This is a genomic window from Testudinibacter crocodili, from assembly GCF_006228025.1.
Classification (GTDB): Bacteria; Pseudomonadota; Gammaproteobacteria; order Enterobacterales; family Pasteurellaceae; genus Chelonobacter.
This window is the reverse complement of the sequence record NZ_VDHF01000104.1, coordinates 21,346-33,105: the sequence shown is the minus strand read 5'-3', so window position 1 is coordinate 33,105 and position 11,760 is coordinate 21,346. Positions and strand designations below refer to the sequence as shown.

At 43.1% G+C, this 11,760-nt stretch carries 10 protein-coding genes, 2 tRNA genes and 1 pseudogene; 7 read left to right on the top strand and 6 right to left on the bottom strand.

All coding sequences use genetic code 11. The annotated features are described in order from the left end of the window. The first annotated feature begins 54 nt into the window (after nt 1-54). A complete protein-coding gene (locus tag FHQ23_RS10865) occupies nt 55-945 on the top strand; it encodes an endonuclease/exonuclease/phosphatase family protein (protein WP_139614342.1) in 891 nt (296 codons plus the stop codon). A gap of 54 nt (nt 946-999) precedes the next feature. Here FHQ23_RS10865 and FHQ23_RS10860 read toward each other — a convergent pair whose 3' ends face one another. The 4 genes from FHQ23_RS10860 to FHQ23_RS10845 all read right to left on the bottom strand — a co-directional run bounded on the left by FHQ23_RS10860 (nt 1,000) and on the right by FHQ23_RS10845 (nt 5,374). Next, complete coding sequence (locus FHQ23_RS10860; RefSeq protein WP_139614341.1) at nt 1,000-2,043, bottom strand: porin; 1,044 nt, start codon at nt 2,041-2,043, stop codon at nt 1,000-1,002. A gap of 601 nt (nt 2,044-2,644) precedes the next feature. Beyond that, nucleotides 2,645-3,721 carry a porin gene (locus FHQ23_RS10855; protein WP_139614340.1) on the bottom strand — a complete coding sequence of 359 codons (1,077 nt, stop codon included), beginning with the start codon at nt 3,719-3,721 and terminating at the stop codon, nt 2,645-2,647. A 776-nt stretch (nt 3,722-4,497) separates the two neighbouring features. Further along, nucleotides 4,498-4,932: a DUF29 domain-containing protein gene (locus FHQ23_RS10850; protein WP_139614339.1), complete on the bottom strand. Its 435-nt coding sequence runs from the start codon at nt 4,930-4,932 to the stop codon at nt 4,498-4,500. 67 nt (nt 4,933-4,999) lie between these two features. Further along, nucleotides 5,000-5,374 (bottom strand): hypothetical protein, encoded by a 375-nt coding sequence (locus tag FHQ23_RS10845; protein ID WP_139614338.1) that lies wholly within the window; start codon nt 5,372-5,374, stop codon nt 5,000-5,002. A gap of 448 nt (nt 5,375-5,822) precedes the next feature. On the opposite strand from FHQ23_RS10845, the gene galE reads away from it, so the two are divergent. Next, nucleotides 5,823-6,839, top strand: coding sequence for a UDP-glucose 4-epimerase GalE (gene galE / locus FHQ23_RS10840; protein ID WP_139614337.1), 1,017 nt, complete (start codon nt 5,823-5,825; stop codon nt 6,837-6,839). A gap of 71 nt (nt 6,840-6,910) precedes the next feature. Continuing rightward, nucleotides 6,911-8,200 carry an AmpG family muropeptide MFS transporter gene (locus FHQ23_RS10835; protein WP_139614336.1) on the top strand — a complete coding sequence of 430 codons (1,290 nt, stop codon included), beginning with the start codon at nt 6,911-6,913 and terminating at the stop codon, nt 8,198-8,200. Nucleotides 8,201-8,307: 107 nt separating this feature from the next. Here the strand turns inward: FHQ23_RS10835 and gloB are convergent. Continuing rightward, nucleotides 8,308-9,067: pseudogene (gloB, locus tag FHQ23_RS10830) on the bottom strand (hydroxyacylglutathione hydrolase). 36 nt (nt 9,068-9,103) lie between these two features. Here gloB and FHQ23_RS10825 point away from each other — a divergent pair. Then, the gene (locus tag FHQ23_RS10825; protein ID WP_139614334.1) at nt 9,104-9,853 is read left to right on the top strand and encodes a methyltransferase domain-containing protein; all 750 of its coding nucleotides are present in this window, start codon (nt 9,104-9,106) and stop codon (nt 9,851-9,853) included. On the opposite strand, the gene rnhA is transcribed toward FHQ23_RS10825, so the two are convergent. Next, nucleotides 9,841-10,305 carry a ribonuclease HI gene (rnhA, locus tag FHQ23_RS10820; RefSeq protein ID WP_139614333.1) on the bottom strand — a complete coding sequence of 155 codons (465 nt, stop codon included), beginning with the start codon at nt 10,303-10,305 and terminating at the stop codon, nt 9,841-9,843. The genes FHQ23_RS10825 and rnhA overlap by 13 nt on opposite strands. 162 nt (nt 10,306-10,467) lie before the next feature. On the opposite strand from rnhA, the gene dnaQ reads away from it, so the two are divergent. From dnaQ to FHQ23_RS10805, 3 genes are all read left to right on the top strand, one after another. Further along, nucleotides 10,468-11,253 carry a DNA polymerase III subunit epsilon gene (gene dnaQ / locus FHQ23_RS10815; RefSeq protein WP_139614332.1) on the top strand — a complete coding sequence of 262 codons (786 nt, stop codon included), beginning with the start codon at nt 10,468-10,470 and terminating at the stop codon, nt 11,251-11,253. A gap of 141 nt (nt 11,254-11,394) precedes the next feature. After that, nucleotides 11,395-11,471 (top strand) — tRNA-Asp (locus FHQ23_RS10810). A gap of 81 nt (nt 11,472-11,552) precedes the next feature. Then, nucleotides 11,553-11,629, top strand: a tRNA-Asp gene (locus tag FHQ23_RS10805). The last annotated feature ends 131 nt before the right edge of the window (nt 11,630-11,760 follow it).

Genomic DNA, 11,760 nt, shown 5'->3' with positions numbered 1-11,760 from the left:
AAAGATCAACAGACCCTATGCTTCCGAGAGATTTTTCATACTGCAGAGGATTAAATGAAAAAATCACGTTTTTTTTTATTGGTGCTCGTCATTATCATGGGCTTGGGATACCACTTCCTGCGCCCACTGACGATTTTTAGCCAACCTAAAATTACGACTATCAATTTAGATACCGACAACTACCAACAGACCGCACTTTCAAATAACACCGTTTGTTTTCGGCAACATGTCGCAACGAGAGAAAATCTGGCGGAAAAAGCGCGCTATCAACTGCTCGTGTGGAATTTACACAAAGGGCAAGATCCCGGCTGGCAGGAAGCTATTCAGCAATATTCAGAACGCGCAGATTTCCTATTACTGCAAGAAGCGACCGAACAAAACCAAATACCGCACTTTTTATCTGCACCCACCACTTGGCACGGGGTGCAAGCCGGCACTTTTGCCTACCATGGCGATATGTCAGGCGTGATGTTGTTATCTCACCAATTGCCACAACAGTATTGTGTCGGCAGTGAAAACGAGCCTTGGATTCGGATACCCAAAATTGCCCAAGCGGCAGTTTATCCTCTCAGTGGTGACCGCACTTTGCTAGTCATCAATCTACACTTGGTCAATTTTGAATGGAATCCTGAAAACTACCACAATCAACTGCGTGAAATGTTTCATTTGGTCAGCCAGCATCAAGGTCCGATTATTCTCGGCGGCGATTTCAATAGCTGGAGTGACAAACGTTTAGATTTAATCCAAACGCTTGCCAGACAATACGCCTTAAACGAAGTGCGGTTCGAACCAGACCTGCGTCTGACGTTTATGGACAACCCGTTGGATCATGTTTTTGTGCGTGATATTGAAGTGCTGAAAGCGTGGACTGAACCGAGCGACAGTTCGGACCACAACCCGTTATTTGTGGAATTTGAGTTGAAGACTATTAGTGATAACAAATGAATAAAAAAGCCGGAATCACCCGGCTTTATGAATATATTGCGCTTTTTCAAAGACTTAGAAGAACACACGCAAACCTACACCTGCGTAGTTATCGATCTCTTTACCGCCACCAATTTCAGCATTATACTTGGCTTTGAATGAGCCGCCTTCGACATAAGTGACCACATTTTTGTGCAATTTATAGTCTGCACCAACAATCCATGCACGCAAATTCGCTGCTTTTTTCAGTTCGACTTGATCCGCTCTGCCCCAAATGTATTGACCGTAAATAGAGGCATTATCCAGATATTGATATTTCAGACCTAAACCGATTTCACGTTTTTTGTTGAACGGTAATTCGCTGACAGTATTATTGCTCATAGAACGATAAGTGATTGAATCTACACCGTTAGTCGATTTATTTTGTGAATAATCAACCGCAATCGCAAATTTGTCCACCACCAACTCAGAACCGACAGTGAAAGCATTCTCTTTGTGTTCTGCCACGTTATTGGATTTCACTTGGCTAAAACCACCGTTCAGATTTAATTGGGTATTCGCTGCCAGATCAGCAGTATAGAATAACGCTGCGCCCCAACCGGCTTTGTTGTTATATTCTTTTTTATCCGCTTCACCGAACATATAGTCTAAACCAAAGCTGAAACCTGACCACTCAGCACTACGGAATTTAACCGATTTGTTAGCGCTGGTTTGAGTTTGGTTGACGCCGCCCAAATCATAAGTGTAATCAGACAAACCAACATCATCCAAGTTGGTTAATTGACGTCCGAAGGTGATTGTTCCTACGCCATCTTGCTTAAAACCGGCATACAAACGTTTGGTTTCTACATCATTAAATCCGTTTTCATTATCTTTTTCAAAACGGAATTCAATGTTAGCCAAAGCGCTTAAGCCGCTGCCCAGATCTTGCGATCCTTTCACGACTAAACGGGAACCTTTATTTTTCAGATCCGCACGCTCTCCGGAATCTTTACTCAATAACACACGCAAAGAACCACCCACTTCGACTTTAGCGCCGTCTTGGTCATACACCACTGCGGCATTAGCTGATGTTGCTGCGACTGCCGCAACAGATAATGCGATTAATGTTTTTTTCATGATAGTTGCCTTTTTAGGTTTGATTTAAATCAATATATTTATTCGGTTGCTAGTACACAAATAAACAGAACTCATTTGAAATATCGCACTACAAAATCGCTCAACTTCAAAGTAGTCACATGGAGCATACTGACAGAGTCTATTTTTGCTGTCAAGACCATATAAAAACAACATTATCATAAATATCTGAAAATATCAATGCATTATACACATGTAACGTTAATGTTATTTTTTATTTACCTAGTGGATTATTGAATGAAAATTTGACAAGACATTCAAAATACTAACTTTGCATAATATCAAGTTATAAAAAAATTATAATTTTTAGTCTTTTAGAGTAAATATATCTTGCATGGCAAGCCGTACAAGGTTACGTATAAGTCAGCCACTTTGCGGCTGTAAGGATTAGACAACACTTTATGAAAGTTAAAACGCTCAATCTTGCAGCTAAAGTAGCGGGGCGATTATATATCGCCCCGAACCGCACTTTGTAAACGGGTCGATAGTTTAATCCGTCCAAGCCTTCCCAAAACTATTATCAATAAACGAAAAGGTCGGCATAAGCCGACCTTGTTTAACGTTTTTCTGTATTAACAGATGATTAGAAGAATACGCGTAAACCCAAGTTAACTGCGTTGTCTTTCCACACTGTATTTCCAGCTTGTTTACCTTTGATAGTGATACCTTCTAAGTATGTCACTACGTTTTTGTGGATTTTATAGTCAGCACCTAAGATAAAGCCGTTGAATTTAGTATCAGCTTCGTTCAGCGCTTTACCTTTACCCCATAACCATTCGCCATAAACTTTAGACGCATCAGTTACTTGATATTTCAAGCCCAACTCATACTCATTGATTTTGTAGTATTTAGTCAGGATAGCTTTACCGCCATCATCTTTCTTAACAACGCGGAAAGTTACACCCTGTGCTTTATCATCTGTTTTACGTTGGGAATAATCAAAACCAACAGCGAATTTATCATAGCTCACTCTCAAGCCTGAAGTGAAGCCTTTCTCTTTGTAGTTACCTTCAGCTAGTGTGCCACTAACAACAGTTGCGTCTGTAGAACGATTGTCTTGGCTGAAACCTACTGCAGCATCAATACCTAAATCACCGAATTTATTATTATATAATGCACCAACTACATAACCACGATTGTTATTTACCTTAACAACTTGTTTATTAACTTCTTTGGTTTTTGCAGAATTACCGAATAGATAGTCAACACCGAAGCTAAAGCCACCAAAGCTAGCTGAACGGAAGTGAGCTACTTTATCACCAGAATCCGTTACTTTGTTGATACCACCGAAGTTATAAGTAAAGTCAGATTGACCTAATTCATCACCAATGGTCAGTAATTTACCAAATGTTAATGTACCAACGCCTTCTTGTTTGAAACCAGCCCATAAGCGAGAAGTTTTAGTATCACTACTAAAATCTGGACGAATTTCTAATTGACCAACCGCACTTAAACCGTTGCCTAAATCTTGTGACGCATTAACCGTAATACGGGAACCGTTATTTAATAAATCAGTACGTTTGTCTTTGGCTTTTTGTAAAACTAAACGAACAGAACCGCCAACTTCTACTTTAGAACCGTCTTGGTCATAAACCACTGCTGCATTTGCGGAAGTTGCTGCTACCGCTGCTACTGCTAAAGCTACTAATGTCTTTTTCATGATAGTCTGCCTTTTTACTTTAATTTAAAATGAATTTATCTATGTTGCTAGTGCATAAATAAACGGAACTTAATTGAACTTTACATTAATTATGTTGTCCAACTCGGTTTTTAATTTCCGAGGTCATACTGACAGAATCCATTTTTCGTGTCAACCCTAGCTCTCCATTAGAAAATAAACAGCAATGCTATATATTTCAATACATTAAGATAAACGATTGCTCACCAGTGAGCATTTTACATACAAAAAAACCCTGCTTTTGGAGCGTTTTACTCATCGATAATTTTGTAAATCATGTTACACGAAAACATAAGATATTGATTTTAAACGAATAAAATCAATGAATGTTTTGAAAGCTATCAACAAATAAACACCAAAAGTAAAGTTCAACTTTTTTATGTGATCGAGATCATATTTCTGACAGAAAGATACTTTCCAATGTAATTTAGTATTTATGCTTTCCCTATCATGTTGCTACAACACAATAAATCAATAAAATTCTGCTCAGACTTTTAACAAATTGCTGTGATTAAAGTACCCTCTAACACTTGACCGATTGCTTCAACAAACATGAATATAATTACTATTAATAATGTTAATTTCATTTTTCTTTCTCCTTTGTTAGTTCACAAAGGAAAATTGTTGATTGTTGATTGTTGATTATTCTTTGACGGTGGGCAGTGGACTGTGTGGATTTGCCACCTCGTGCCCGCTGTCCTTGGGGATAGGGTTTGTAGCTGCAACAAAAAAGCCACCGTGCTTGGTGGCTTGGGGAGTTATGGTAAGAAGTCTGGGTCGAGGATTTCGTCGAGTGTCCAGATTGGGCTGGCTGGGAATGAGTTGACTGAGTGTCCTGTTTCTTTGGACGCAAAGCGAATAGCAGCGCCCCAGACTTGTTCAACAAACGCATCCTGTTTCATTTTGTATTTCAAAGATGGGGATACGACAAGTAGGTCACCTATATCCTCACGCTGAACATCGATTGTCAACCTCCAGCTAGTGCTTTGCAGTACTGGCTGATACTTCCACTTTAACAAGTGTGCAATTAACACTCTTAACCGACTACGTAACGCCGACAACTCACTTCTACCCATGCACTCTATCTCCTCAACCAAGTTTTCTAAGTCTAACTGGTTAAGCGCCCCCGATTTTAACAGACGCGCTTGTTCATTTACCCAACCATAAAAATCTTCGTTATATCCAATGCTCATACCCACTTCTCCTCTAGTAGTTATGCTTTTATAATGCCCCCTTTCGGGGGCATTGGTCAAGGGGTGGTTATAGTACCCAGCCCATGTCTTTTCTGATTTTGATTCTCGCAGCACGTTCTTCCGCCTCGCGTTTTTCTGCTTTCTTAATCGCATTCAACTTCGCACGTTCAACCAAAAACTCTGTTACACTACCATCCGTCCAGTCCTCAAAACGCTTTCCGTAGATAGTCAACGTTCTCTCATCCATTTCTCCGATTTTGAGATTTTTGACAAACTCGGTCACCTCAAAGCTGACTGTTGAAAGCTCTTTAGGGCATGAAAACCAGATTTCGTTCATGTTGATTGGCTCAATCTTGCAGATTTCTTTGTCTTTGAGTACTCTAGATCGGTTCATTTCACTCACCAGAGGTGGCAAGTGGTTGTTAATTGCAGTGTATAACATGTCTACCTTAAGGTTTAACTCACATGTGAGGCCGTATGCGTTAACAAATCCCAAATTCGACAACATGACTCCAGACGAAAAAGTGGCAGCGGGAGCTGCGAACTATTTCCAACCTCTTGAAGGTTTTCTGGGTACAAAACAATAGATGATTACCTCCCACTAACAAAGAAGCATTTAGTGAGTCTGGCTGCCACAGTAAAAAATAAACATTTAATCAATAGCAGAAAACTAACAAGTGCGGTTCGGGTGGATATATCATCACCCTCTATATTTATCCAAGCGTTTTAACCTTCATTAGAACATTGTCTAACCCTACAGCCGCAAAGTGGCTGACTTATGTATATGGCGGATACCAATATTTCTGCCACAATAGTGCATGAAATTATTTAAAAAAAGTCTTACACTAGTCTCTACTTTTTAATTCAGGTTTTTCATTCAGGAGAATATTATGGCGATTTTAGTTACTGGCGGTGCCGGTTATATCGGGTCACACACGGTAGTCGAGCTGTTGCAAGATAATCAAGAGGTGATCATTCTCGACAATTTGTGCAATTCGTCGGAAAAATCCTTGCAGCGGGTTGCCACTATCACCGGCAAAAAACCAACGTTCTATCAAGGGGATATTCTCGATTCCCATATTTTACAAACGATTTTCCAACAACATTCAATTGATTCGGTGATCCATTTTGCTGGCTTGAAAGCGGTTGGTGAAAGTGTGCGTAAACCGATTGAATATTATCAAAACAATGTGCAAGGCACGATTAACCTGCTGTTGGAGATGCGCAAAGCAGAAGTGTTTAATATTGTGTTCAGCTCTTCCGCCACGGTGTACGGCGATCCGGAAATTGTGCCGATCACTGAAAGCTGTAAAATCGGCGGCACCACCAATCCATACGGCACGTCTAAATTAATGGTGGAACAAATTTTAGCGGATGCAGCGAAATCCGATCCACGTTGGAGTATGATGATTTTGCGCTATTTCAATCCGGTCGGTGCACATAAGAGCGGTTTGATCGGTGAAGATCCGAATGGTATTCCAAACAATCTGCTGCCGTTTATCAGCCAAGTGGCAATCGGCAAATTGCCACAACTGTCGATTTTCGGCAGCGACTACAACACGCCGGACGGCACCGGTGTACGCGACTATATCCATGTGGTCGATTTGGCACTAGGCCATTTAAAAACGCTTGCCAAACACAAAAACGACAGCGGCTTGCATATCTATAATTTAGGTACCGGCATCGGTTATTCGGTGTTAGATATGGTGAAAGCCTTTGAGCAAGCTAACGGTATCACCATTGCGTATAAATTGGTCGAGCGCCGTCCGGGCGATATTGCCACTTGTTATTCAGACCCAAGTTTAGCCGCCGAACAGCTGGGATGGAAAACGCAATATTCGTTGCAGCAAATGATGCAAGACACTTGGAATTGGCAAAAAAACAATCCAAACGGCTATCGAGATTAATTTTTAACGGGCAGACGACTAAGAATCTGCTCTGAAATACACCATTTTATCTATTTTATTGGGGTCGCCTTATGGTCGAAACAGAACAAAAAAGAAGTGTATTATCCCAAATTTTCACCCGCAAAATGTTGATTTGCGTTTTCACCGGCTTCAGTTCGGGTTTGCCATTGTATATTTTGATTTCACTGATTCCAGCGTGGTTGCGCTCGGAGCAAGTAGATCTCGCCACAATCGGCTTTTTCGCGCTCACCGGCTTGCCGTACACCTGGAAATTTCTTTGGTCACCGCTGCTCGACCGCTTTATTCCGCCATTTTTGGGACGGCGACGTGGCTGGATTCTGATCTCGCAGTTGCTGTTGATCGTCTCTTTGGGGCTATTTGGTTTTCTCGATCCGAAAACCCAAGGCGGTTTACAACTGATCGCTGCCGCTGCCACATTGGCGGCATTCTTTTCTGCTACGCAAGATATTGTATTGGATGCCTACCGCCGTGAGATTTTATCGGATAGAGAGCTGGGCTTGGGCAATTCAATTCATGTCAATGCCTATCGAATCGCCGGTTTTGTGCCCGGCTCGTTGTCGCTGATTTTGGCGGATTACCTGCCGTGGTCAACCACGTTTATGATTACCGCACTTTTCATGCTGCCCGGCATTTTGATGACGCTGTTTTTAAGCTACGAGCCAAAAATCGATCTGCCACCGCACCGCACTTTAACCGACACCTTCACCAAACCGTTCAATGAGTTTTTCAGCCGCAAGGGGGTGATCAGCGCACTGGGTATTTTAAGTTTTATTTTCCTGTATAAATTCGGTGACAGCATGGCGACCGCACTTATCACCCCGTTTTATCTAGACATGGGCTTCAGCAAAACCAATATCGGTATTGTGGCTAAAAATGCCTCAGTCTGGCCGATGTTGCTTGCCGCCATTGCCGGCGGCATTATCATGCTGAAAATTGGCATCAACCGGGCATTATGGCTGTTCGGTGTGGTGCAAATCGTCACTATTTTAGGTTTTGCTTGGCTGGCTTCCTTCGGTCATTTCGACGTGATCACTACCAAAGAATTGATTATGTTGGGTATCGTGGTAGCGGCAGAATATATCGGTGTCGGGCTTGGCACTGCAGCGTTCGCCGCCTTTATGGCGCGCGAAACCAATCCGCTGTATACCGCCACCCAATTGGCATTGTTCACTAGCCTTGCAGCGTTGCCACGCACGCTGTTTAATTCACAAGCCGGTGTGTTGATCGAACATTTTGGTTATTACGACTATTTCTGGTTCTGCTTCTTCCTCGCCGTGCCGGGCATGCTGTGCCTATTCTGGGCAGCGCCTTGGAATGGTGACAGAAAAATCGGCAAATAGTAAAAATTCGGGCGGAAAATATCCGCCCTTAGATTATTGACAAAAATATTTAATGAGGCAAAGTAGGAGCGGATTATATATTTTAACCGTTGTAAGCCGCTTAATTTTTAAAACCGATCTTTGGCTTGGCGTAAATCGATAAATGCTTCCAGCGTATTGGCTTGTAAAAACGGGTTAATTTGGCGTTCCAAGCCTAAGGTTGTCGGTAAGCTGGGTTGGTTAGCGGCTCTCAGTTGTTCTACCTTTTGCAATTGCTGTGCGACCGCACTTTGATCTGCCACGACCGTTAAAGCAAAACGCAAATTGCTTAAGGTATATTCATGGGCGGCGCACACGATTGTACTGTCCGGTAATGCGTTCAGGCGTTGTAGCGCGGCAAACATCGCGGCATAATCACCGGTGAAAACCCGTCCGCAACCAGCAGAAAAAATCGTATCACCACAAAATAGATGGTCGTCCACCACAAAGCTAATATGTTGCGCAGTATGTCCCGGCGTGGCGATGACCTCGATTCCGTAGTTACCGATTTGCAATTTTCCTGGCTCGACCAGCACCGTTGCTAACTCAGCGACTTCCGGCGAACCGTATACCGCCAAATTTGGATAATGCTGTTTCAACGCCGCAACGCCGCCAATATGATCCGCATGTCCGTGCGTGAGCAGGATTGCTAGACAGTTTTTTCCGCCTGCCATAGTTTTTCGACGCATGTCCGTGCGTGAGCAGGATTGCTTGTGGCAGCAGATGATTGCGGTTCAAGTAATCTATAACCGGTTGTGACTCTGACGGATCAATAATTAAAACCCGATCGTTTTGCTTCGCATACAGCCAAATATAGTTGTCATTTAGTGCCGGTAATGGTATTAACATAGCTTGTCTCCGTTTAATGAACAAGGTGATCAATTGATGAAATGGCGCGCAAAATATCCGTATTCTCTGCCCTTGCCAACCTCTTGGCAGCAGCTGAAGCAGGGTGATTATTATTGTAAAACACTGAATGACTATTTTAAACCTTGGTTTGCTAAGGTGTACGGTCAGCATATTTTGAAAATCGGTGGTTTAAGTGCCGAATTGGAATGGGACTGCCCCAATCAGCACGCAATTGCACTCTATCCCGATTTACCGCAGCATGCCACTTTAGACCACCATTCCATCGTACAAGCCTGCCCAACTCATTTGCCGTTTTATGAAAATGCGATAGACGCCTGCTTGTTGGCAAACACGCTAAATTTCAGCCAAGATCCGCACCAGTTGCTGCGTGAAGCCACTCGCGTGTTAAGCGAAGACGGCTATCTGTTTATTTCCTTATTTAATCCATGCAGCTCGTTGCTGTTTAAACACCATCTAGGGCTGAAAAACCACAGCACACCACATCGTTGGCAGATCCGAAAATACCTCACTTGGCGGATTATCGATTGGCTGGAATTGCTGAATTTTGAAATTGTGCAGCAAACCACCCTCGCCAAATCATCGGCGATACCGCACTTTTGTCATCGCTTTTATCGTAATCACGGACAGTTGGCGGTGATTGTGGCTCGAAAACGCACTATTCCGCTCACGCTCAATCCGCAAAAAGTGCGGTTCAAAGCGCCGGTGTTTGCGCCTGCCAATGTGTTAACGCGCTCTAAAGAGCGTTGCCGTATTCAATCCGGCTGATAGCCGGAGTCCTCTTGGTTCGGCGCTTCTGCCCCTTGCCTTGCCAATTGGTCAACTTGCTCATTTTCTAGGTGTCCGGCGTGCCCTTTGACCCATTGCCAGTGAATTTGATGTCGCTGAATCGCTTGGTCGAGCCGTTGCCATAAATCTTGATTTTTAACCGCTTTTTTGTTGCTGGTCAGCCAGTTGTTGCGTTTCCAATTGTGGATCCATTGATTGATGCCGTTTTTCATATATTGGCTGTCACTGTACAACCGCACTTTACAACTCTCAGTTAAACTCTCCAACGCCACAATCACCGCCAACAGCTCCATGCGATTGTTGGTGGTTAACCGGTAACCTTGCGAAATGGTTTTTTCATGCTGTTTATAGCGCAGCAATACCCCGATCCCCCCCGGACCGGGATTACCCAAACAGGAACCATCTGTGTATATCTCTATCTGTTTCATCATCTTGCCGAATTCTTGTCAACATTCAATTTAATTCTGAAATCATAGCTTAATTTGCTAAAATTCCCTAGCTGCAAACGTATCGGTTGCCTAAAATCGTTCGATTCAATTACAATGAATCAAATTTGGCATGTTTTTAACCCGATATCTTTTACAGTAAAACCTATGACAACAGAAACTACACCTCAAATCATACCGCAGCGCCAAGTGGTGCTGGATACTGAAACCACCGGCATGAACCAGTTCGGTGCGCACTACGAGGGACATTGCATTATCGAGATCGGTGCTGTCGAGTTGATCAACCGCCGCCCGAGCGGACGCACTTTTCATGTTTATATCAAACCGGATCGCGAAGTCGATCCTGAAGCGATTAAAGTGCACGGCATCACCGATGAAATGCTGGCGGACAAACCGCCCTTTGCCGACATTGCTGCTGAATTTATCGAATTTATCCGCGATGCCGAATTGATTATCCACAACGCCCCCTTCGATGTGGGTTTCATGGATTACGAATTTAGCAAACTGGCTGCCACCAAACAGATTAAAACTCACAAAATCAGCTTAATCACCGACAGCCTAGCGATGGCACGCAAAATGTATCCGGGCAAACGCAATAATTTGGATGCGCTATGCGATCGCTTAAATATCGACAACAGCAAGCGCAGCCTACATGGGGCGCTGCTCGATGCCGAGATTTTAGCCGATGTGTATTTGCAAATGACCGGTGGTCAAGTCAGTCTATTTGACGAAGAACACTCTATCGAAAACATACCTCATACGGCATCGAATTCAAACGCTTCAACAAATAACCATCTAACGACATTAAAAAGCGCAACACTACGCACCATTTTACCTGATGCTGAAGAACAGCAAGCGCATCAAAACTACTTTGAGCTGCTGCAAAAGAAAAGCCGCAATAACTGTATTTGGTTGAAACGCAGCGAGCATTAAGCGTAATCTCCTTTCACGTTAAAGCGCCAAAAAGTGCGGTTTTGCTGCGATTCGCTTATGGATTAAGCAATTGAAAATAGTTTTAAAAAAAAGGGTTGACTGCAACCGCATAGCCCTTTATCATTCGCCTCACTTAATCGCGGAGTGGTAGTTCAGTTGGTTAGAATACCTGCCTGTCACGCAGGGGGTCGCGGGTTCGAGTCCCGTCCATTCCGCCAATAATTTTAGAACGCATAGTTCATACATTAACGTTAAGACTGTGCGTTTTTTATTGCTTCAAAACTCATATTATTAAATGTGGAGTGGTAGTTCAGTTGGTTAGAATACCTGCCTGTCACGCAGGGGGTCGCGGGTTCGAGTCCCGTCCATTCCGCCATTTTTCAGCCCGATATATTAATGTCGGGCTTTTTATTTTTCTAAATTAAGCAAGAACACATAGGCGAAACGCCGTTTAATTGATAACTTTCACTATTCGCCACCCTGAAAATTCGGTATCATCTTGCCCAT